This is a genomic window from Spirillospora sp. NPDC046719 (assembly GCF_040645715.1).
GTDB lineage: Bacteria > Actinomycetota > Actinomycetes > Streptosporangiales > Streptosporangiaceae > Spirillospora.
Window position 1 is genome coordinate 1 of sequence record NZ_JBEYYT010000011.1, and the last position, 21661, is coordinate 21661.

Below are 21661 nucleotides of genomic sequence, written 5' to 3' on the forward strand. Positions count from 1 at the left end.
CAAACGGCCGGGCAGGTATCACCTGCCCGGCCGTTCTATGTCCGGCGGCCGCCAGCGGTCACGCCCCCGTCCGTGACCTCAGCCGGCGTGAACCTCAGCGTTGCGATCGCGTGCGAAGCCAAGTTCGAGCTTGCGAGAACTTGATCGCGCAGCGAGCCCACCAGGGCGATGCAGCGATCGCCGCATCGCCCGTTGAAGGAAGGCCCTCCAGGGCCTGACGCCGAGGGCGATGCACGAAACTCAGAACAGCTTCTTGCCCTTGCCGTAGAGGTACTGGCCGGTCTTCTTGTTACGGCCGCACTCCTGGACCCACAGGTGCCAGCTGTAGGAGGAGCTGGTCTTGATCTTGACGGTGGCCTTGCCGTCGTAGTTGTACTGGGTGCCGCTGGAGGTGTAGCCGACGATCTTGAAGCGGGACCAGTACTTCTTGTTGCCCTCGGTGAAGAGGAACCGGACGCAGGCGGTCCAGCCGTTCTTCTTGCTGTCCCGGAGGTATCCGGTGACGTAGGTGCTGCCACCCTGGCGGGTGTAGGTGCCCCAGGCGCTCACGCCGCCGTAGGAGTTGTAGGGCGCCCAGCTGTGGGTGGTGGCGGCCTCGGCGGGAGCGCCGGCGAGGGCCGTGCCGGTCAGGAGTGCGCCGGCGGTCAGGGCTACGGCTGCGAATCGCCGCATTGGTCCCTCCATGCTCATGAATCACGGGTTAGCGGCGGATAACCTAGCAGTGATATCAAGATCATCTTTACGGTTTTCTTACCGAGCGGCCAGGGGCGGCCGAAAAGATCGGTTCGCCTGAACCAGCGGGGCCGTCCCCGCGTCCAACAGTCCGGACGCGGCACGCTCCGGGGCCGGAACCCGTCTCCCGAGGGGTTCCGGACGGGCTTCCCCGGTGCGCCACGGGCGCCGCGGACGGCCGGTCATGACGAAGATCTCATTCATCCGGCGGCACGGCCGGCGGGCGGCGCGCGGCGGGTCATGCCGACACGGCGCGCGCAACGGTGAGACCATTCGGGGAATGCGCGGCCGTGTTCGGGGGCCCGTGATCGCCGCGGGCGTGGTCCTGGTGACCGTGGTCTTCCTGCTGCCCGCGGCGGCCGCCGCGCCCGTGCCGCGCGAGAGCATCCCGACCTACGACGTGGTCCTCACGCTGGGCCGCGACGGGGTGGTGCGCGTCCGGGAGACGATCACCTACGACTTCGACCGGGGCGGCGAGCACGGGATCGTGCGCCGGGTGCCGTTCCGCCGCGCGAATCGGCTGTTCGACGTGCGGGACGTCAGCGCGGGCTCGTCGACGGGCGCTCCCGCCCGCGCCCGGACCATGCGCTGGCTGAACGACCTGCAGATCACCGTCGGGGACCGGCACCGCGAGGTCCGCGGCCGCCAGGCGTACGTGATCGAGTACGCGGTGGGCTGGGCGTTCACCCCGTACGCCGACCACGACGAGCTGGTCTGGGACGCGATCGGGACGAGCTGGGACGTGCCGATCGGGGACGCCGTCGTCCGGGTGGAGGCGCCGGTCCCGTTGCGGCACGCGACGTGCCGGGCGGGCTCGCCGGGGGCCACGACGCGCTGCCTCGGCGTCCGCGACGGGCGGTACGCGGTGGACTTCATGCAGAGCGCCCTCGCCCCGCACGAGGGGATGACGGTGCGGGTCCGGCTGCCGAAGCACGCGGTGGCCGTCCCGCCGCCGCACTACGCCCGGCCGCACTGGGCGGGGACCTGGCCGGGCTCGGCGGTGCTCGCGCTGGCGCTGGCCGCGGTGGCGCTGGCGGCGCGGAGGCCGGCGCCGCACCGCCGGGCGGGCGCCGCGATGGCGGTGGTGGGCGCGCTGCTCGTCCTGTCGGACGCCGCGGACGACGTGCTGGACCGCGGGCCGTGGGCGTTCTCGCTGGGGGACCGGTCGCTGGCGGGCCTCGCGCTGGTGATCGCCGGGGCGGCCGTGATGTGCTCCACGACGTCCGGGACGGCGCGATATGCGGCGGATGCGGCCCGGTGGGACTAGAGTTGGCCGGTCGTGACGGCGAACCGATCGTGATCGACGATCGTCTTACCCGGTCGGGAACCCCGGCGCGGTGACGGTGCGTTCAATCGGGGCATGTCGCAGGGTGATCGCGGACGGCGCGGTCGCGGACGGCGGTGATCGGCGAAGGGAGGCGCAGGGGAGTTGCGGGAGTACCTGCTGACCATCCTGGTCGCCGCGCTGGTCGCCTACCTGCTGACGCCCGCCGTCCGGCGCTTCGCCGTCTGGTTCGGCGCGCAGGCCGTCCCCCGGGACCGCGACGTGCACGTCATCCCGACGCCCCGGCTGGGCGGGCTGGCGATGTTCGGCGGGATGGTGGCGGCGCTGGTCGTCGCGTCCGGGCTGCCGGAGATGCGCAAGGTGCTGGCCGCCGGCGACATCGGGGTGGGCAAGGCGCTGCTGATGTCGGGCGGGCTGATCGTGCTGGTCGGGATCGCCGACGACCGGTGGGAGGTCGACCCGCTCACCAAGTTCGCCGGGCAGGTGGCCGCCGCCGGGATCTTCATCATGCAGGGCATCCAGATCTACTCGATCCCGCTGCCGAACGGGGAGTCGCTGTCGCTGCCGCCCGCCTACGGGGTGCCGCTGACGGTGTTCGTGGTGGTCGCGACGATCAACGCGGTGAACTTCATCGACGGCCTGGACGGGCTGGCGGCCGGGGTCGTCGGGATCGCCGCGCTCGGCCTGTTCGGCTACGCCTACCTGCTGACCAAGACCAACGGGATGACCACGCTGAGCGGGGCGACGCTCACCGCGGCGGTGCTGTTCGGGATGTGCCTGGGGTTCCTGCCGCACAACTTCAGCCCGGCGAAGATCTTCATGGGCGACACCGGCTCGATGCTGATCGGGCTGCTGCTGAGCGCGTCGACCATCCTGCTGACCGGGCAGTTCGACCCGGCGGTGCTGTCGAACGGGCTGTTCCCGCTGTACGTGCCGCTGCTGCTGGTGCCGGCGGTCGCGGCGGTCCCGTTCATGGACATGCTGCTGGCCGTGTGGCGCCGGACGAACCAGGGCAAGTCGCCGTTCTCTCCGGACAAGCAGCACCTGCACCACCGGCTGCTGCAGCTCGGCCACTCCACCCGCCGGGCCGTGCTGATCATGTACTTCTGGGTCGGGCTGCTGGCGTCCGGGCTGGTCGGGCTGGCGCTGTTCGACGCCGCGTGGATCACCCTCGGGGTCACGGTCGTGGTGGCGGTCGCCGGGGTCGTGCTGATGCTGCGGCTCGGCCGGCCGCGCGGCCGGCGGCGGAACGCCGCGGCGGAGCCGGGCGACACCGGGCAGCAGCCCGCCGCCCGCCCGCAACTGCCGGTCTGACCGCCGGACGGACGGTCTACTACAGCGCGTCGAATACCATTCGGATCGAACGTGCGGAGCGGGCGGGGCGACCTCCCTCTCGCAGTGTTCACGCCTCGTGTCCGCCGCGGTCCGCGGCCCGCGGCGCGTCCCGGCCGTTCCCCGGATCGGGCGCCGTGACCTGGGTTAAGGTCCGTGGTGCGAGTGTGGCCCGCGGCCCGGAAACCACCCGGGCAGGGCGTTACCTCTAGGGTAATTGTGGACATTCCGGACGCTTGTGATACCTTTCACGAACAAGAGACGACCACTGAACGTGACCAGCCGGAGCCCTCATGCAATCTTCCGACGCCCGGATGCTCCGCGGCGCCGCGATCCCGACCGGGGCGGTCGGGGTGGGCGCCGTCCTGATCGGCCTGCTGACCGCGGGCGGCAAGGGCGCGCTGGCGGCGGCGCTGGCCACCGTCGTGGTGCTCATCTTCTTCTCCATCAGCGCGATCGCGGTCTCCTGGGCCGGGAAGATCTCCGCCCAGACGATGATGCTGGCCGCGCTGGCCAGCTACGTGGTGAAGATCTTCGCGGTGATGGTGCTGGTCACGGCGATGGACGGGGTCTCCCTCTGGAACACCACGGTGTTCGGCTGGGCGGTGATCGCCCTGGCCCTGTGCTGGATCGCCGCCGAGTTCCGCGTCGCCCTACAGCGGAGGCCCTACGTTGACGACCCCGAAAGCGCCCTGGACCGGAGTCCGTGATGATCCCGCCTCGCACGGTCCGGGCGGACTACTCCAATATGACCACCGCAGGCATGGCCTGCTATCGTCCGGAGCGCGATGAGCGAGCAGAAGCCCCGGCCGGAGGACGGCCAGCGGGAATTCGCCGACGTCGCCTGGTCCGTGCCCAGCTACCTCCTGTCCGGCATGACTATCTGGGGCGGGATCGGGTGGCTGCTGGCCTGGTGGAGCGGGTGGCAGTGGCTGATCCCGATCGGCCTGATCATCGGCGTGACGCTCGCCATCTACCTGGTCTACGTCAAGTACGGTCGCCACTCCGTCTGAGCGGCCCCGCCGCCGAAGAAGCCTACGTGAAACATCACCACATTGATGAAGGGAACGCCGCGTGAACGCGCTGACGGTCCTCGCCTCCTCCGGTGGAGATGAGTTCCAGGCCCCCGGGCCTGAGATCTTCGACTTTCCGCCCCTCTTCGACGGCGCGCCGACCTGGCTGACCAAACCGGTGCTCTTCGCGGTCGTCGGCGCCCTGCTGGTCTGCGCGTTCTTCTGGGTCGCCTTCGCCAAGCCGAAGCTGGTGCCGCGGGGCGCGCAGAACCTCGGCGAGGTCGGCTACATGTTCGTCCGGGACCAGGTCGCGAGGCCGTTCCTCGGCAAGAACACCAAGCAGTGGATGCCGCTGCTGATGTCGCTGTTCTTCCTGATCTGGATCTGGAACATCATGGCCGTCTTCCCGGTCATCCAGTTCCCGATCGCCTCGCACATCGCCTACCCGGCCGTGCTCGCGGGATTCGTGTACATCCTGAAGGTCTACCTGGGCATCCGGCACCAGGGCGCGAAGTACTTCACCAACATGCTGCCGAAGGGCCTGCCCTGGCCCGTCTACATCCTGCTGGTGCCGATCGAGTACCTCTCGACCTTCATCATCGCCCCGTTCACCCACGCGGTGCGGCTCTTCGCCAACATGTTCGCGGGCCACACGATCCTCGCGTTCTTCAGCCTCGTCGGCTTCTGGTTCCTGTTCGAGAAGCCCACCGTCGCCGGGTTCGGCGTCGGCATCATCGGGGTGATCGTCACCATCCTGATGACCACCCTCGAGCTGCTGATCCAGTTCCTGCAGGCGTTCCTGTTCGCGCTGCTGGCCGCGATGTACATCCAGAGCGGTCTCGAAGCCGATCACTAGACCTCCGGGTCGGACAGTGCCCCCCGGCGCGCGCCCCGAAACCGACAACCTCGAAAAGCCCAGACCGGCGGACACTCCGCCGGCCGACAGAAAAGGAATGAACCCATGACGGGAGTCCTCGCCGCCGTGAACGGTAACGTCACCGCGATCGGTTACGGCCTCGCGGCCATCGGCCCGGGCATCGGCATCGGCATCATCTTCGGCCAGGGCGTCAACGCGATCGCCCGCCAGCCGGAGCTGACCGGCGTGATCCGCACCAACATGCTGCTGGGCTTCGTCCTCACCGAGGCGCTCGCCCTGATCGGCCTGGTCGCGCCGTTCATCTTCAAGAGCGTCTGATCAGGAGCCGGACCCGAGGAGGGCTGCACACATGATCACGTCAGCGTCCGTGCTGGCCGCGGAGCAGAACAACCCTCTGATGCCGCACCCGTACGAGCTGGTCGTCGGGATCTTCTCCTTCGTCGTCGTCCTGGTCGTCGTCGGCAAGATCCTCACCCCGCGCATCCAGAAGACGCTGGACGAGCGGACCGACGCGATCGAGGGGGGTCTCAAGCGCGCCGAGCAGGCGCAGGAGGAGGCCCGCCAGACGCTGGAGCAGTACAAGGCCCAGCAGAAGGACGCCGCGATCGAGGCGTCGAAGCTGCGCAAGAAGGCCGAGGAGCAGGGCGCTCAGATCATCGCCGAGATGAAGGAGCAGGCCCAGGCCGAGGCGCGCCGCATCATCGACGCCGCCAAGGCGCAGATCGAGGCCGAGCGCCAGCAGGCGCTGTCCTCGCTGCGTGCCGAGATCGGCTCGATGTCGGTCGAGCTGGCCTCCCGCGTGGTGGGCGAGTCCCTTGAGGACAGCGCCCGCCAGAGCCGGGTGGTCGACCGGTTCCTCGAGGAGCTCGAGGAGCGCGCCCGCACGCAGGAGCAGATCACATCATGACCATCACGGGAGCGGTGAGCAGGGCGTCGCTGGCCGAGGCCAGGGAGCGGCTGGAGGCGGTCATCTCCTCCGCCGGCCCCGACCTCGACGGGCTGGGCGGCGACCTGTTCGCGGTGCTGCACCTGATCGACCGCGAGCACGGCCTGCGGCGGGCGGTCTCCGACCCGGCGCGGGACGGTGCCGACAAGGCGCAGCTCGTCCGGATCCTGCTGGAGGGCAAGGTGTCGCCGGCCGCTCTCGGGCTGGTCGCCGACGTGGTCCGGATGCGCTGGTCCACCCCCTCGGAGCTGTCGGACGCGGTGGAGGCCCTCGCGGTCACCGCCGAGTCCGCCAGGGCGGAGGCGGCCGGCCGGCTCGACGACCTGGAGGACGAGCTCTTCCGCTTCTCCCGGGTCCTCGAGAGCGAGATCGAGCTGCGCGGCGCCCTCGCCGGCCCCGGCCTGCCCGCCGAGCGCAAGGCGGGCCTGGTCGAGGCGCTGCTGGACGGCAAGGTCCAGCCGGCCACGCTGACGCTGATCAGGGAACTGGTGCTGCGCCCGCGAGGACGTAGCCTGGAAGGCGGGCTGGCCGAGTACGGCCGGATCGTCGCCCAGCGGCGGCAGCGGCTGGTCGCGCTGGTCCGCACCCCGGTCGCGCTGGCGGACGCGCAGCGCACCCGGCTCGCCGCGGTGCTCGCCGCCGCCTACGGCCACGAAGTACACCTGAACATCGAGCTCGACCCCACGGCGATCGGCGGCCTGTCGATTGAGATCGGGGACGAGATCATCGACGGCACGATCGCCGGACGGCTGGACGACGTCCGCCGGCGGCTCGGCACCGGCTGACGCCGGCAGAGCTGACCCCAAAGGGAGCAAGAGAGGAATCATGGCGGAGCTGACGATCCGTCCGGATGAGATCCGGAACGCGCTGGAGCGCTTCGTCCAGTCGTACGAGCCCGAGGCCGCCGCGCGCGAAGAGGTCGGCACCGTCGTCGATTCCGGCGACGGTATCGCCCACGTCGAGGGCCTGCCCTCGGCGATGGCCAACGAACTCCTCGAGTTCGAGGACGGTACCCGTGGCCTGGCTCTGAACCTGGACGTGCGCGAGATCGGCGCCGTGGTGCTGGGTGACTTCAGCAAGATCGAGGAGGGCCAGAAGGTCCGCCGCACCGGAGAGGTCCTCTCGGCCCCGGTCGGCGACGGCTTCCTCGGCCGCGTCGTGGACGCGCTGGGCAACCCGCTGGACGGCAAGGGCCCGATCGAGAGCACCGAGCGGCGGGCGCTGGAGCTGCAGGCCCCGACCGTCGTGCAGCGGCAGTCGGTCAAGGAGCCGCTGCAGACCGGCATCAAGGCCATCGACGCGATGACCCCGATCGGCCGCGGCCAGCGCCAGCTGATCATCGGTGACCGGCAGACCGGCAAGACCACGGTCTGCGTGGACACGATCATCAACCAGAAGGAAGCCTGGGACTCGGGCGACCCGGCCAAGCAGGTCCGCTGCGTGTACGTCGCGGTCGGCCAGAAGGGCTCCACGATCGCCAACGTGCGGCGGTCGCTGGAGGAGGCGGGCGCGCTGGAGTACACCACGATCGTGGCGGCCCCGGCGTCCGAGCCCGCGGGCTACAAGTACATCGCCCCCTACACCGGGTCGGCGATCGGGCAGCACTGGATGTACCAGGGCAAGCACGTCCTGATCGTGTTCGACGACCTGTCGAAGCAGGCCGAGGCCTACCGCGCGGTGTCGCTGCTGCTGCGCCGCCCGCCGGGCCGCGAGGCCTACCCCGGCGACGTCTTCTACCTGCACTCCCGTCTGCTGGAGCGCTGCGCGAAGCTGTCGGACGACCTGGGCGGCGGCTCGATGACCGGTCTGCCGATCATCGAGACCAAGGGCAACGACGTCTCGGCGTACATCCCGACGAACGTCATCTCGATCACCGACGGGCAGTGCTTCCTGGAGACGGACCTGTTCAACCAGGGCGTCCGGCCGGCGATCAACGTCGGTATCTCGGTGTCCCGGGTCGGCGGCTCGGCGCAGATCAAGGCGATGCGCAAGGTCGCCGGCACGCTGCGCCTGGCGCTGTCGCAGTTCCGCGACCTGGAGGCGTTCGCCGCCTTCGCGTCGGACCTGGACGCGGCGTCGCGCGCGCAGCTGGAGCGCGGCGCGCGCCTGGTCGAGCTGCTGAAGCAGCCGCAGGGCTCGCCGTTCCCGGTCGAGCAGGAGGTCATCTCGGTGTGGGCGGGCACGTCCGGTGAGCTGGACGAGGTCCCGGTCGCCGACGTCCGCCGCTTCGAGCGCGAGTTCCTCGACTACGTGGAGCGCGAGGACGCCGGCCTGCTGACCTCGATCCGGGAGACCGGGCAGCTGTCCGACGACGACCTCACCAGCCTCAAGAGCACCATCACGGAGTTCAAGAAGGGCTTCCAGACCAGCGAGGGCGACCTGCTGGGCGCGGAGGAGCCCGTCGAGGCGATCGAGGACGAGGCCGTCGAGCAGGAGACGATCACCCGCGTCAAGAAGGGCTGACGGCCATGGCCGCACAGCTTCGTCAACTCCGGCAGCAGATCAAGACGGTCAAGTCGACCGCCAAGATCACGCGTGCCCAGGAGATGATCGCCACGTCGCGGATCGTCAAGGCCCAGCAGGCGGTGGCGGCCTCCAAGCCGTACGCCGACCGGATCACGCAGGCCTTGTCCGCGCTGGTGAGCCACCGTGTCGGGATCGACCACCCGCTGCTGCACGAGCAGCCGACCGACAACCGCAGCGCGGTGCTGATCATCACCTCGGACCGCGGTTTCTGCGGCGCCTACAACGCCAACGTCATCCGCGAGGCCGAGTCGCTGATCACCGCGCTGCGCGAGCAGGGCCGCGAGCCGGTCCCGTACGTCATCGGCAACAAGGGCATCAACTGGTACCGGTTCCGGGGCCGGGAGCTCGCCGAGACCTGGCACGGGTTCAGCGACCGGCCCGACTTCGCCAACGCCGAGCGGATCGGGCGGCGGCTGACCGAGGACTTCCTGAAGACCGACGCCGAGGGCGGGGTCGGGGAGATCCACGTCGTCTACACCGAGTTCGTCTCGATGCTGACGCAGAAGGTGCAGGTCCGGCGGCTGATGCCGCTGGAGGTCACCGAGGGCGACGGCGACGGGCAGGTCCTGCCGACCTACGAGTTCGAGCCGTCCGCGCAGGCGGCGCTCGACCTCCTGCTGCCCAACTACGTCGAGAGCCGCATCTTCCACATGCTGCTGCAGTCGGCGGCGTCGTTCCAGGCGTCGGTGCGGCGGGCGATGAAGTCGGCGACCGACAATGCCAATGATCTGCTCGGGGTCTACACGCGCCAGATGAACCAGGCGCGGCAGGCCGCGATCACCCAGGAAATCAGCGAGATCGTCGGTGGCGCTGACGCGCTCGCCGAGTCTGGCGGGGAGTGAAATGACTGCACAGGTAGAGACGGCGACCGCGACCGGGCGCGTCGCACGCGTCATCGGCCCGGTCGTCGACGTGGAGTTCCCCGCCGACGCCATCCCGGACATCTACAACGCGCTGCACGCCCGGATCACGCTGGGCGGCGAGGAGAAGACCCTGACCTTCGAGGTCGCCCAGCACCTGGGCGACAACATGATCAGGGCGATCTCGATGCAGCCGACGGACGGCCTGGTCCGCGGCGCGCCGGTGGTCGACACCGGCGAGTCCGTCGCGGTGCCGGTCGGCGACGTCACCAAGGGCCACGTGTGGAACGCCCTCGGCGAGGCGCTGGACGCCCCGACCGCGTCGCTGGAGATCACCGAGCGCTGGCCGATCCACCGCAAGGCCCCGGCGTTCGACCAGCTGGAGTCGAAGACGGAGATGCTGGAGACCGGCATCAAGGTCATCGACCTGCTGTGCCCGTACGTCAAGGGCGGCAAGATCGGCCTGTTCGGCGGCGCGGGTGTGGGCAAGACCGTCCTCATCCAGGAGATGATCCGCCGCGTCGCCCGCAACTTCGGCGGCACCTCGGTGTTCGCCGGCGTGGGCGAGCGCACCCGTGAGGGCAACGACCTCTGGGTGGAGATGGACGAGGCGGACGTCCTCAAGGACACCGCGCTGGTGTTCGGGCAGATGGACGAGCCGCCGGGCACCCGGCTGCGCGTCGCGCTGTCCGCGCTGACGATGGCGGAGTACTTCCGCGACGTCCAGAACCAGGACGTGCTGCTGTTCATCGACAACATCTTCCGGTTCACGCAGGCCGGTTCGGAGGTCTCCACGCTGCTCGGGCGCATGCCGTCCGCGGTGGGGTACCAGCCGACGCTGGCCGACGAGATGGGCGTGCTGCAGGAGCGGATCACCTCGACGCGCGGTCACTCGATCACCTCGATGCAGGCGATCTACGTGCCCGCCGACGACATCACCGACCCGGCGCCGCACACCACGTTCGCGCACCTGGACGCGACGACCACGCTGGCGCGGAGCATCTCCGAGAAGGGCATCTTCCCGGCGGTGGACCCGCTCGACTCCACCTCGCGGATCATGGACCCGCAGATCCTGGGGAACGAGCACTACGCGGTCGCCCAGGAGGTCATCCGGATCCTGCAGAAGTACAAGGAGCTGCAGGACATCATCGCGATCCTCGGTATCGACGAGCTCTCCGAGGAGGACAAGGTCACCGTCAAGCGGGCGCGGCGCATCGAGCGCTTCCTGTCGCACCCGATGTACGTGGCCGAGCAGTTCACCGGCCAGCCCGGTGTGACGGTGCCGAAGGACGAGACGATCGCCTCGTTCAAGGCGCTGGCGGAGGGCAAGTACGACCACCTGCCCGAGCAGGCGTTCTTCATGTGCGGCGGCATCGAGGACGTCGAGAAGAAGGCCAAGGAGCTGGAGAAGTAGTCCGCTCCGGCGGGGGGGGGCGGGCGGCCGCCCCCCGCGGCCCCCCCCCCCCCCCCCCCGCGTCCTGGTTCAGCGGGCGGTGGCTTGGCGGACCAGCGGGATCACCTCGATCGCGAAACGCTCGCGGGCCTCGGCGTCGCGGAACATCGCGTTGACGAAGGTGAAGCCGGCTTCGACGATCGCGGTGACCCGCTCGGCGATCGCCTCGGCGCCACCGGTGATCTCCGCGGGTGGTGGCGGGTCCGGAGTGCCGAAGGCGACGACGATGTTGGCGGCGCAGGTGATCTCGTCGGGGTCGCGGCCCGCGGCCCGGGCCGCGTCCAGCACGGTGTTCCGCATCGCCACCGCCTCGTCCAGGCTCAACCGCGTCAGGGAGGGGATCCAGCCGTCGGCGGTGCGGCCGGTCAGCCGGAGCGCCCGCGGGCCGTAGGAGCCCAGCCAGATCGGGATGTGATGGGACGGCCTGGGCTCGATGCGCGCCCCGTCGAGGTGGAAGTGGTCGCCGCTGAAGGAGACATCGGGCTCACGCCACAGCCCGCGGACGATCTCCAGAGCCTCGCCGAGCGCGGCGACCTTCTGCCCTGGGGTGCGCTCCGCCAGCCCGAACGCGGAGAACTCGCGGTCGTAGCCGCCGGTGCCCAGGCCGAGCACGAGCCGCCCTCCCGAGAGCCGGTCGAGGGTCTCGGCCATCTTCGCGGTGACCGCCGGGTGACGGTAGGGCAGCCCGAGCACGTTGGTCATGACCTCGATGCGCTCGGTGGCCGCGGCCGCCCATGTCAGCGCGGTCCAGGTCTCCAGGGTCGGGTGGCTGGTGTTCAGGTGGTCGCTGAGGCAGAACAGGTCGTACCCCAGCGCCTCGGCGCGGCGGACATCGTCGGCCAGCCGGGCGGGGTCGAAGGGTTCGAGTCCGTAGGTCGCGCCGAAGCCGACGCGCTGCCCTCGGATCGTGCTCACTTCCGCCGGTCCCGGTACCAGTCGAGGGCGGCGGGGTGCAGTTCGACGCCGGGCACCAGGTCCGGTTCGACCGCCGTGTAGGAGATGCCCATGGCGTTGTCGAGGAACTCGGGACGTTCGAGGGCCTTCAGGATCGCGCGGACCAGTTCCGGGTCGGTGTCCTCGCGCCCGTACACGTACTGGTGCCGCCAGCCGATGGTGGGGATGGTCCTGTCGACGCCCGGATACAGCCGCTCCGGGATGGGGACGAGCTGGGCCCCGAAATCCTCCGCCACCGCCCGCAGCGCATCCTCCTCCAGGTCGAGGAAGTTCATCGTGCGGACGTTGGCTAGCACGTTCGTCCACGGCGAGGCGAGGTTGACGAACATGAACACGCCATTGGCCAGGCCGTTCTCCAGCTGGTAGTGGGTGTAACCGCTCAGCGGGCCCGAGGCCCGGTCCGCGATCCACTGGGCGGGCAGGCCGTCCTCGGCGGGCTCGTGCCTGAGGTCCCTCGCATAGGGCGGCGGGTCATCGCCTCCCCAGTCCCGCAGCGCCTGCGTGGAGAAGCCGTGCAGTTCCAGGACGCGTTCGCCCCACGCCCGCAGCAGCTGGTCGCCGGGCGGTGTGATCGGCTTCCAGGGGAACCTCTTCTCACCGATCTCCCGCAGCGTCCGGACGCCGGACTCCGCGTCGACCGCGGCCACCAGCCAGGTGGAGAGGTTGACCGCGGCGATGACCCGCAGGTGCCCGGCGTCCAGGTCGGCGAGCGGTCCCCGGCCGCGGACGGCCCAGTCCACGAACGGGGGCATGGTCACGCCGATCTCGCATTCGCCGGCGGCGACGGCCCGCACGTTCAGATGGTCGTAGCGGGACCAGTCGATGTCGAGCCGGACGCCCTCGGACGGCAGGACCCGCCCCAGGCTGTCGGCGACCTCCCACCACAAGGAGCCCACGAGGCTCGCGGCCGTCTTCACGGTCCTGGTCATTGCGCGTGTTTCTCCTTCTCGGGTGCCGGTGGCGGACGTCATGCCTGCTCCTGCTGGTCCCGGGCGTGCGATTCGTAGGCCGAGGTGACCGTCAAAGGGCGCTCCACGTCGATGTTGAGCAGGTACGTGGTGAACCGCTCGGGCCGCTCGGCGCTGCTGAAGGGATTGGCGTCGGGGCCGTGGTGGGCGCCCTGCGGGTTGAGGTAGAGGGTCCCATCGCGCGGGCCCGCGCCGGCCTGCTCGCCTTCCGTCCCCACCACGAACGCGATCTCGTCGTAGTCGACGTTGCGGTGATAGGGCGGCACGAACGAGGAGTCGGGGTCACTCTGCATCGGGCGCGGCGTGAACGTGCAGATCAGGCAGCCGGGGGCGGTGAACGTGGTGTAACCGCTGGGCGGGATGTCCAGCCGCTCCGCCGAGATGGACCGGATGTCGTACATGCTGAGCTTGAACGGGGCCGTGCTGCCCTGCCAGCCCACGGCGTCGAACGGGTCGAACGGGTAGAAGATCGAACTGAGCCGGTCGCCCCGCTTGACGACGACCTCCCATTCCCCGCCTTCCCCGTCCTCCGCGTCCTCGGCCGGACGCGGTTCGGGTGTCCGCAGGACGCCGTAGTCGAACGGCACGTACTGGCCGAGCAGCCCGCGTTCGGGAAAACCGAGAGGCCCGGTCGTCTGGACGACGTAGAAGATGTTGTCCCGGCCGTCGGGCTCCAGGCGGTAGGTGATCCCCTTGGGGACGGCGAGGTAGTCGCCGGCCTGGAAGTCGAGGGGGCCGAAGTCCGTCGTGAGCCGTCCGGTGCCGCGCTGCACGAAGACCAGATCGTCGCCGTCGGCGTTGCGGTAGTAGAACGGCATCGGCTCGGATCGCCGCGAGGCGTAGACCGCGACGTCGTCGTTGTACATCAGCTTGGTCGGCAGTGCCCGCGGATCGGTCGCGTCGGGAAGCTCCAGTTCCCTGACGTCCGCGACCGTGTTCCTGAAGTCGCCCTCGATGCGGGTCCAGGCGGTCGCCGGGTGCCGCCGGTACAGCATGGCCTGGTCGCCGGCGAAGCCGTGCCGGCTGTACTGGTCCTCGTAGGTTCCGGCGGGGCGTTGCGCCTGCCCCTGGCGCGAGACGACGCCCTTGGATTCTCGGAACACGCCCATCAGCTCTTCCTTTCCGGGGGAGACCGGCGCTGCTGCGACGGCCGGCGAGCGCGTCCGCCGTGCCGCGGCTCCGGCCTGCGGCAGCCGCGGACGCAACTTGTTCGCAATGCGGACTGTTCGTGACGCGAACGAAAGTAGTGCGCACTGCGAACAAATGTCAACTACCATCGGAGGCCGGAGGTGCCCATGAACACGACCGCGGAGGCCGGCGCGCGACTCGGGACGGCCGCTGCCCTGGTGCGGCTGTCGCACCTCGTGCAGCACGTGTTCGCCGACGTCAGCCGCGACCACGGCCTGACCCCGCAGCAGACCCACCTGCTGTGCCTGCTGGTCGACGGCCCCCTCGGGATGACCGAGTTGCGCCGTCTGCTGAACCTGGAGAGATCCGGCGTCAGCGGACTGGTCGACCGGGTCGAGCGCCGCGCCCTCATCGCACGCCGCCCCGACCCCGCCGACCGGCGAGCCTGCCGGATCGCGCTGACCGATCAGGGCGCCCGGCTCGCCGAAGAAGCGCATCAGGACGTGATCAGCCGGCTGGAGACGCTGCTCGAGGAGGTGCGGCCGGCCGACCGGACGCTCCTGACCGCGGTCGTAACACAACTGCTCGCGCGAGACGGCGCCGAGACGGGACGCCCCTGGCTGTCACGAGAGCGCTGAACACGTCCTCTGAGCTCGCTGGCCCTGTCGGGGTAACGCGCATTGCGAACGGCCCCGGAAGCAACCGCATCGGTTCCGGGGCCGTTCACATTGCGCCCCGGCGGTCAGGGCTCGCCGCCGAGGCCATCACGGAGGCGGCGACACGCGAGCATCAATCGACGTGGAGACCTCCGCCCGCGTCACCGCCGAAAGCGCCCCCGCAGTTCGCTGTCTCGTACGCCGATCACCCCTCTGCGGACATCGTCATCACCCGGCTCGGTGGTCCAGTCGGTGCACATCGCGCCGCCGCCCGGGACGTAGGCTGCCTGGCGGAGCGCCGACCCTGTCGACCCGAACCGCCTACGGCAGGGGTCCGGCGTCAACCAGTATTCGACGTGAAGCCATAAAGCTCGCGGAGTCTTCTCGCAATAGCTCGCGATGCGACCGTCGCGGCTTCATAGAACTCTCGGTTGTAATCGGAATTGCTCCCAGATTCACGGGACCAGTACATCGGATAAGCGGAACTCGTCAGTCGGTCCACCGCCTCGATGACCGGCGGGTCCAGCAGCAGGGCGGACTCGTGACTGCACCTGACGTTGGCATTCATGGCTGCCGCCTGCAACTCCCGACCATCGTCCCCCTCGCGCCAATCCTCCTCTGCGGCTTCCGCCCTTGCTCGAGGAATGGCGATCGCGTTCACCTTGCTCAGGAGATCATGAATGGCCGCATGTATGGAGCGTAGTCCATCACGCTCGAATGTGATTCGGTCCAGATGCTCGGCTTGCCGACGCTCTGCGTTACGGACGTCCTGCGCGTTCCGTCTTGTCCAGCGAGTGCGGGCCATCTCAAGAAGGAAACTCGCAATAAAGCCGAGAACGAGTGTGATCAAAGGCAGCAGCACGGCGACCATGCCATCCACCATCCTCGTTCAAACCAGAGGCTGTCCAGAGCTCTGGCTCTCAGCCCGGAAAAGGACATGACCTTGATGCCGTTGCGCGTCGCTTCCATGCACGATCGACGGCACCCGCTCCCTTCCCGGCGACGAGGCCACCGGCAACGACCGCGCCGCCCAGCTCATCCGCAAGGCTCTGTGCAGGCGATGGGACAACGTCAATGCCGAAGCTGCGGCGCCCTCGCCATAGGCGATGATCACGAGGCGGACCCGGTCGTGGGCGTCGAGTTGGTGAGCAGGCGGGCCACGTGGGCTTTGGCGGTGGCGACGGTGATGGACGACTCGGCGGCGATCTCGGGGTTGGGCAGGCCGCGTCCGATCAGGGGAGCACCTCGCGTTCCCGCTCGGTCATTCTGTCGGCGGTCCTGCCTGGGGGAGCGGGTCTTGGACGGGCGGCGAACTCCTTGATGAGGCGGCGCGTGACGTTGGACGCGATCAGGCCGTCCCCTCCGGGGACCACGCGGATCGCGGTGAGGATGTCCTCCAGCGCCATGTCTTTGACCGGGAACCCGCTGGCGCCCGCCCGCAGTGCCCCGTACATACCGGCGGCAGATCGTCGCCGCTGGCGTCCGGTGGGCGGATGCTCATTGTGGCAACGCCCTTGGAGTCGGTTCGTGGGACGGTAGCGACCTTTGCCTCACTTCTGACGTGCTTCCGGGGCCGCCTCTGATGTCGGCACCTGTTCTGGCAGCGGAAGTCGCGCCGTCACGCGGAAGCCGCCCTCGGGGCGAGGTCCCGCGCTGAAGTGGCCGTGCAGCATTGCGACCCGTTCGCGCATTCCGGCGATTCCGTACCCGGTTCCTTCCGCTTGCCGGCCGCGCCCGTCGTCGATGACTTCGATCGATACTTCGTCGTCGCGCTGGTCGATGGTGACGCGGCAGTGGTCGGTGCCGGCGTGCCGCACTACGTTGGTCATCGCCTCCTGGATGATGCGGAACGCCGATAGCTCGATCTCCGCGGGCAGCGGACGCCGTCGTCCTGTCCACTGCAGGTCGACGCGTACACCGGCGTGTGCGGTCATCGTGGCCAGGCGTTCAAGATCGGCCAGGCCCGGCGCCGGATCAAGCGGAGCCGCCTCGGGGTCGGTACGGCGCAGGGTGCCGAGCATCCGTCGCAGTCCCGCCAGGGTGTCCCGGCTTGTGGCCTCGATGGCCGACAGCGCGTTGCGTGCCTCCGCCGGCTGGGTGTCGATGACGCGGCCGCCGACACCGGCCTGGATGGCGATGATGCCGATGCTGTGCGCGACCATGTCGTGCAGCTCGCGCGCGATCCGGAGCCGCTCTGCCGTGACGGCTCGGGCGGTCCTTTGTTCTTCTATGGCCTTGGCGTGCTCGCGGCGTTCGTGGACTGTGTTGCCCGCCATCCATGCCGCCCCCGCGATCAACACCACGAACATCACCGTCCGCACCAGGGCGGGGGATTCGTTCAAGTAGAAGGCCACGACCAACAACTGCGCGCAGAGCGTCATGACGACCGCCGCGATCGAGGTGCGGCGGGGACGGGTGGCGGTGATGAAGCCGATCGCCAGAGCGTTCGCCAGCATCATCAGGTACCCCAACTGCCATGAGAACGGCGCGGTGCCCCCGACCGCCCAGGCGGTGAGCCAGGCGGTGAGCATGAACGCCGTGCCTGCCAGCGGCCGGTGCGTCAGCAGGCCCGCCGGGAGCAGAAACAGGAGGGCGGGAATGAGGAGGCTCAGACCGTCCGGGCCTCCGCCGTTGAGCAGGGCGATGGCCAAGAGCACCGGGAAGGCGGTCGCCGCGAGCCACGCCGGGCCCTCTCCGATGACCGCGACGTGCCGGTGCGGCGTCCGTGGAGGCGACGTAGCTGGCATGCGCCGATCGTAGCCAGCGACCATGACCTGCGGCATTGGCCCTCGGGCGTAATCCCTCGGGCTACCACCGCATGCCACGAACGTGGTCGACGGCCCGATGCATCCCCGATCGCGCTGAAGCGACCGTTGGTCGACTCACTGAAGATCGACCCTGCGGAGCATCCTGAGAAGCGATGGGCCAGTGGCGCCATTCTCGTCCTGTTGGCAGTCCAGGCCGTCGCCGTCCTGTGGTTCGCCATCGGCTACGCGTCCTGGATTTCCGCATCTACTGGCTGGGCGCGCATGCACTCCAGCACGATGAGCGTCTGTACACCGAGCAACTGGCGGCGCACTGGTTCACCAATACTCCTTCGCGGCGGTGATGTTCACACCGCTGGGTGCGCTGCCGCTCACAGTGGCACGGGTGATCTGAGAGACATGGCTGCTGGTGACCCTCGCCGGGGCCTGCACGATGTCGGAATGGCCGCGGCGATCAAACCGACGCCGGGCATCTTCCTCGTTCTGCTGCCGTTGATCAAGTGGGAGGCCGCGGTGACCGCCACCGTGACTTTCGCCGTCTGTACTCTTGCCGCGTTCGTGGTCGCGAAAGGCGCCCCTCGCCTGTATTGGACCAAGACCTTCTACGTCGGCCGGGCTGCCGGGGCTGCGGGCGCACCGGCTCCGGCACACCTACGGCACCCGGTTACGCCGCAGCGGCGCCACCCCCCGCCCAAGTGCCAATTCTCCTCGGGCACCCCTTGGTGGCCACCTCGGGGCGGTATTTCCGCACTGGCGCTGCTGAGGTCGCCGGTGAATGCCCCTTCTCTTTCCCCTAGGGCGTGCTTGAGAAGTAGATCACGGCGGTTGTTCTCCGCGGGCTCCGCTTACGGCTGTGGCGTGGCCTTGCTGAGCCGATTGAGAGCGATGGTGACCCATCTGCGCACTTCCGCGTTGGGGTCGTCGATAAGCCGGGTGATGTGGGGGACTGCTGCGGTGGCATGGGTGTGGCTGAGCGCGCTGAGTACGGATATCCGTACCTGCGGGTCGGGGTCGTTCAGCGCGGCGGCCAGCGCGTCCACGGCGGCCGGGAGCCGCTCGGTGAGCTGGCCGACCGCGGCCGCAGCCGCGGACCGGACGTCGGAGTACGAATCGTTGAGGAGGGTCAGCAGGCGGGGCAGATCTTCGTCTGAGACGATGAAGTCCAGGGCCCAGACTCCGGTGGTGCGAAGGGCGGCATCATCGGAGTCGACCAATTCGAGCACTGCCGGGCGTGCCTGCTCGGGGTCTTGATCGAGAAGCTCACAGATGATCGTCTGGAAGGTGTCCTGGTCGTCGCCCAGGTCTTGGGCCGAGGCGCGCAGCAGTGTCGGCAGGGCGTCGAGCCCGGCGATGCCGGCGAGGACCTCCTCGACCACGTCACGGCCATAGAAGTCCTCGCGTTCGAGGAAGGACTCCAGGTGCCTTTCCAGCTCGGGTACGAGCCGGGGATCGGCGCTGGCGATCAGTGCCTCGATCAACTCGGTGATCTTGTCGAACGAAGTGTCATCGAACTCCCCTTTCTCGTCGGGGTCTTCACCCGGAAGTAGACGGATGAGTTGGACGAGAAGCGACATGAACCATCATCTTGCTGGTCAGCATCGATCACAGCCACTCGGCGATGCAGGCGATGCGCACGGTCGCCTCGGAGCGGACGGCGAGCCTGTCGTCTCTGGCCGCCACAGCCCGGTCGCGTTTGAGCCGGTTGATCGCGCACTCCACCGCATGCCGCGCGCGGTAGTCGGTGGCGTCGAAATCGGATGGCCGGCCGCGGAACCCGCCCCGATACGGCCGAGCCCGGCGTGCCCCGTCTGCGGCGCGCCAGGCGACCTATCGAGATGGCCCTCCGACCGCCCGTCCCTGCCATGGGGATCGGCGGCACCAAGGTGCTGGGCGGCTCCGTGATCAACCCCGCCGCTTCCGACCGGAGATCCTCGCTCAGCAGATCAAGTGCAGGCACCACGACGTCCGCTCAATCTCGGTGGCTGGCTGCCGCCTTCGGAATTCAGGCCGGGTGTGGTGTGAGTGTGTCGAGAGTAGGGCTTAGGAATGCTGGGGCGGTGCTCAAGAGGTGGAGCCGTTCGCGGTGGAGAGGCCGTCCATGAAGACGGTGAGGTAGGCGTCGGTGAGGTCGGGGTCGGGGTCGGCGCGGGCGACGGCGAGGGCGGTGGCGCTGATGAGGGTGGTGGTGGCCGAAAGGCCGAGGTCGGTGCGGATCTGTCCGTCGCGGCGGGCGCCTTCGATCATCTTCTCGACGGCCCCGACCAGGTCGGCGCGCAGCGCGGTGGTGAGGGGCAGGTCGAGGCCCGTCAGTTGGTCGCTGACGGCGTGGTGGGCGGCCTGAAAGGCGATCAGTTCGCGCAGAAAGACGCGCAGCGCCTGGTAGGGCGTGGTGTCGGCGATCAGGTCGCGGGCGCGTTGGACGACGGGTTCGAGCAGGTGGGCGACGGCGGCGTCCAGCAGGGCGTCCTTGCCGCCGAAGGCGCGCACGACGGTGCCGGCGCCCAGTCCGGCGCGCTCGGCGATGGCCCCCACGGTCAGGGACGCCCCCGGCTCGGCCAGCAGCGCCATGGCGGCGTCGAGGGCGAGGTCCCGGTTGCGCACGGCATCGGCTCGGCGTGCGGATGTTGACAACTGGAATGCTCCTTCCACATAATCATCTGGAACCTACGTTCCAGTTCGGTCCAGTGTAGAGGAGACTCCCATGAACGAGCGGATCCTGATCTCCGGAGCCAGCATCGCCGGCCTCACCCTGGCCCACTGGCTGGCCCGGCACGGCTTCCGGCCCACCATCGTCGAGCGCGCTCCCCGGCTGCGCACCGGCGGCAACGGCGTGGACATCCGCGACGACGCGGCCACGGTCATCGAGCGGATGGGCCTGATGCCCCGGGTCCGGGAGCTGGCCGCCGACGTCCACGGCATGAAGTTCGTCGACGCCGCCGACCGCGCCGTCGCCCGGATCGACACCCGCGGCGCCGGCTCGGTGGAGATCATGCGGGGCGACCTGGTCGCGCTGCTGCACGAGGCCACCGACGCCGAGATCATCTTCGGCGACTCGGTCAGCGCCGTCGAGCAGGACGGCGACGGCGTGACGGTCACCTTCGAGCACGCGCCCGCCCGCCGCTTCGACCTGGTCATCGGCGCCGACGGGATGCACTCCAACCTGCGGCGACTCGCGTTCGGTCCGGAAGAGCGGTTCATCCGGCACAAGGACCACTACTTCGCCTTCGGCAACGCCGACGCCGCGTTCGGCGAGGACCGCTGGGTGACGATGTTCAACACCCCCGGCAAGATGACCGGGATCTACCGGTCGGGCAACCACGACCAGGCCAAGGCGTACTTCATCTTCCGCTCCGAGCCGCTGGACTACGACCACCGCGACACCGCCGAGCACCGCCGCCTGATCGGCGAGGCGTTCGCCGGCCAGGCATGGGCCCCCACCCAGGCCCTGCTCGACTCCGCGCTCGCCGACCCCGACCTCTACTTCGACGCACTCGGCCAGGTCCACATGGACTCGTGGTCCAACGGCCGCGTCGCCCTCGTGGGCGACGCCGCCTGGTGCGCGTCCCCCGCCTCGGGCGCGGGCGCCGAGCTGGCCATCGTCGGCGCGTACCGGCTGGCCGGCGAACTCGCCGCCGCCGACGGCGACCACCAGGCCGCCTTCGCCCGCTACGACGCCGTCCAGCGGCCACTGGTCGACAAGAAGCAGCAGATCGGCCCCAATGTGGGTCTCATGGTGCCGAAGACCGAGGGCGGCCGGTGCGTCCGCGACGCCCTCGTCCGGCTGTCGGTGATGAAGGTCGCCGGAGCGGTCGAGCGCCGCCTCCAGGCCCGCACCGCCCGGCCCCTGCCCGACTACCGCCGCGCCGCCTGAGGCCTGGTAGGGCCCGCGAGGGAGGCTTAAACCCGCGGGAGCGTCACGTGGAAACTCCTCAGATTTGGACGAGCGCCTGTAGCCGTCGTCCTACGCTGCCGCGCTCGGCGCGCCGCAGCGCCGTTGCGGTAGCCCACATTGCGAGCCTTGAGGGCTCCATCTGGGCGGAATCCTCAACGAATACGAACATGCTGCTTGACCTGCACGGACGTGGTTTCCGGCAAGTGCAGCGCCGGAGTGGCCTGCGCGGTCAGGAACGCTGTGCCTGCCGTGTACGGGTGAGGCGTGCAGGGTG

At 69.4% G+C, this 21661-nt stretch carries 22 protein-coding genes and 1 pseudogene; 14 read left to right on the plus strand and 9 right to left on the minus strand.

What is annotated here, in order from left to right; all coding sequences use genetic code 11:
• Positions 1–240: 240 nt before the first annotated feature.
• Positions 241–672: a hypothetical protein gene (locus ABZ914_RS03495; protein WP_500191392.1), complete on the minus strand. Its 432-nt coding sequence runs from the start codon at positions 670–672 to the stop codon at positions 241–243.
• 340 nt (positions 673–1012) lie between these two features.
• Here ABZ914_RS03495 and ABZ914_RS03500 point away from each other — a divergent pair, with 340 nt between their 5' ends.
• From ABZ914_RS03500 to atpD, 11 genes are all read left to right on the plus strand, one after another.
• A complete protein-coding gene (locus ABZ914_RS03500; RefSeq protein WP_500191393.1) occupies positions 1013–1999 on the plus strand; it encodes a DUF2207 domain-containing protein in 987 nt (328 codons plus the stop codon).
• Positions 2000–2161: 162 nt separating this feature from the next.
• On the plus strand, positions 2162–3331 hold the full coding sequence (locus ABZ914_RS03505; protein WP_190862025.1) for a glycosyltransferase family 4 protein: 1170 nt from the start codon (positions 2162–2164) through the stop codon (positions 3329–3331).
• Between the two features lie 311 nt (positions 3332–3642).
• Complete coding sequence (locus ABZ914_RS03510; RefSeq protein ID WP_190862023.1) at positions 3643–4059, plus strand: Cg1360 family ATP-synthase-associated protein; 417 nt, start codon at positions 3643–3645, stop codon at positions 4057–4059.
• Positions 4060–4137: 78 nt separating this feature from the next.
• Positions 4138–4362, plus strand: a complete 225-nt coding sequence (locus ABZ914_RS03515; RefSeq protein ID WP_190862021.1) for a hypothetical protein — start codon at positions 4138–4140, stop codon at positions 4360–4362.
• 61 nt (positions 4363–4423) lie between these two features.
• Positions 4424–5218, plus strand: a complete 795-nt coding sequence (atpB, locus tag ABZ914_RS03520) for a F0F1 ATP synthase subunit A (RefSeq protein WP_500191395.1) — start codon at positions 4424–4426, stop codon at positions 5216–5218.
• Between the two features lie 105 nt (positions 5219–5323).
• Positions 5324–5557, plus strand: coding sequence for an ATP synthase F0 subunit C (gene atpE, locus ABZ914_RS03525; RefSeq protein ID WP_173099009.1), 234 nt, complete (start codon positions 5324–5326; stop codon positions 5555–5557).
• A 31-nt stretch (positions 5558–5588) separates the two neighbouring features.
• Positions 5589–6146 carry a F0F1 ATP synthase subunit B gene (locus ABZ914_RS03530; RefSeq protein WP_190862017.1) on the plus strand — a complete coding sequence of 186 codons (558 nt, stop codon included), beginning with the start codon at positions 5589–5591 and terminating at the stop codon, positions 6144–6146.
• Positions 6143–6970, plus strand: a complete 828-nt coding sequence (locus ABZ914_RS03535) for a F0F1 ATP synthase subunit delta (RefSeq protein ID WP_500191397.1) — start codon at positions 6143–6145, stop codon at positions 6968–6970. Before ABZ914_RS03530 ends, ABZ914_RS03535 begins: the two co-directional genes overlap by 4 nt.
• 40 nt (positions 6971–7010) lie before the next feature.
• Positions 7011–8648, plus strand: a complete 1638-nt coding sequence (gene atpA, locus ABZ914_RS03540; RefSeq protein ID WP_500191398.1) for a F0F1 ATP synthase subunit alpha — start codon at positions 7011–7013, stop codon at positions 8646–8648.
• Positions 8649–8653: 5 nt separating this feature from the next.
• Positions 8654–9553 carry a F0F1 ATP synthase subunit gamma gene (locus tag ABZ914_RS03545; RefSeq protein WP_500191400.1) on the plus strand — a complete coding sequence of 300 codons (900 nt, stop codon included), beginning with the start codon at positions 8654–8656 and terminating at the stop codon, positions 9551–9553.
• Position 9554: 1 nt separating this feature from the next.
• Positions 9555–10985: a F0F1 ATP synthase subunit beta gene (atpD, locus tag ABZ914_RS03550; RefSeq protein WP_190862009.1), complete on the plus strand. Its 1431-nt coding sequence runs from the start codon at positions 9555–9557 to the stop codon at positions 10983–10985.
• Positions 10986–11054: 69 nt separating this feature from the next.
• Here the strand turns inward: atpD and ABZ914_RS03555 are convergent, their stop codons facing one another.
• The 3 genes from ABZ914_RS03555 to ABZ914_RS03565 are packed head-to-tail and all read right to left on the minus strand — an operon-like array spanning position 11055 to position 14055.
• The gene (locus ABZ914_RS03555; protein ID WP_500191402.1) at positions 11055–11939 is read right to left on the minus strand and encodes an LLM class flavin-dependent oxidoreductase; all 885 of its coding nucleotides are present in this window, start codon (positions 11937–11939) and stop codon (positions 11055–11057) included.
• Complete coding sequence (locus tag ABZ914_RS03560) at positions 11936–12907, minus strand: TAXI family TRAP transporter solute-binding subunit (protein ID WP_500191403.1); 972 nt, start codon at positions 12905–12907, stop codon at positions 11936–11938. Before ABZ914_RS03560 ends, ABZ914_RS03555 begins: the two co-directional genes overlap by 4 nt.
• Positions 12908–12945: 38 nt before the next feature.
• The gene (locus ABZ914_RS03565; protein ID WP_500191405.1) at positions 12946–14055 is read right to left on the minus strand and encodes a homogentisate 1,2-dioxygenase; all 1110 of its coding nucleotides are present in this window, start codon (positions 14053–14055) and stop codon (positions 12946–12948) included.
• A gap of 186 nt (positions 14056–14241) precedes the next feature.
• On the opposite strand from ABZ914_RS03565, the gene ABZ914_RS03570 reads away from it, so the two are divergent.
• Positions 14242–14712 carry a MarR family winged helix-turn-helix transcriptional regulator gene (locus ABZ914_RS03570; protein WP_500191406.1) on the plus strand — a complete coding sequence of 157 codons (471 nt, stop codon included), beginning with the start codon at positions 14242–14244 and terminating at the stop codon, positions 14710–14712.
• Positions 14713–15070: 358 nt separating this feature from the next.
• Here the strand turns inward: ABZ914_RS03570 and ABZ914_RS03575 are convergent, their stop codons facing one another.
• The 3 genes from ABZ914_RS03575 to ABZ914_RS03585 form a co-directional block, all read right to left on the minus strand.
• On the minus strand, positions 15071–15601 hold the full coding sequence (locus tag ABZ914_RS03575; protein ID WP_500191408.1) for a hypothetical protein: 531 nt from the start codon (positions 15599–15601) through the stop codon (positions 15071–15073).
• A gap of 361 nt (positions 15602–15962) precedes the next feature.
• On the minus strand, positions 15963–16184 hold the full coding sequence (locus ABZ914_RS03580; RefSeq protein ID WP_500191409.1) for a hypothetical protein: 222 nt from the start codon (positions 16182–16184) through the stop codon (positions 15963–15965).
• Positions 16185–16280: 96 nt separating this feature from the next.
• Positions 16281–17477, minus strand: coding sequence for a sensor histidine kinase (locus ABZ914_RS03585; RefSeq protein WP_500191410.1), 1197 nt, complete (start codon positions 17475–17477; stop codon positions 16281–16283).
• A 459-nt stretch (positions 17478–17936) separates the two neighbouring features.
• On the opposite strand from ABZ914_RS03585, the pseudogene ABZ914_RS03590 reads away from it, so the two are divergent.
• Positions 17937–18140, plus strand: a pseudogene (locus tag ABZ914_RS03590) (glycosyltransferase 87 family protein); the annotation flags it as partial.
• Positions 18141–18340: 200 nt separating this feature from the next.
• On the opposite strand, the gene ABZ914_RS03595 reads toward ABZ914_RS03590, so the two are convergent.
• Both ABZ914_RS03595 and ABZ914_RS03600 read right to left on the minus strand, forming a co-directional pair.
• Positions 18341–19069, minus strand: coding sequence for a HEAT repeat domain-containing protein (locus tag ABZ914_RS03595; protein ID WP_500191411.1), 729 nt, complete (start codon positions 19067–19069; stop codon positions 18341–18343).
• A gap of 487 nt (positions 19070–19556) precedes the next feature.
• The gene (locus ABZ914_RS03600) at positions 19557–20126 is read right to left on the minus strand and encodes a TetR/AcrR family transcriptional regulator (protein WP_500191412.1); all 570 of its coding nucleotides are present in this window, start codon (positions 20124–20126) and stop codon (positions 19557–19559) included.
• A gap of 70 nt (positions 20127–20196) precedes the next feature.
• Between ABZ914_RS03600 and ABZ914_RS03605 the strand changes: the two genes are divergently transcribed.
• The gene (locus ABZ914_RS03605; RefSeq protein ID WP_500191413.1) at positions 20197–21366 is read left to right on the plus strand and encodes an FAD-dependent monooxygenase; all 1170 of its coding nucleotides are present in this window, start codon (positions 20197–20199) and stop codon (positions 21364–21366) included.
• Positions 21367–21661: the final 295 nt, after the last annotated feature.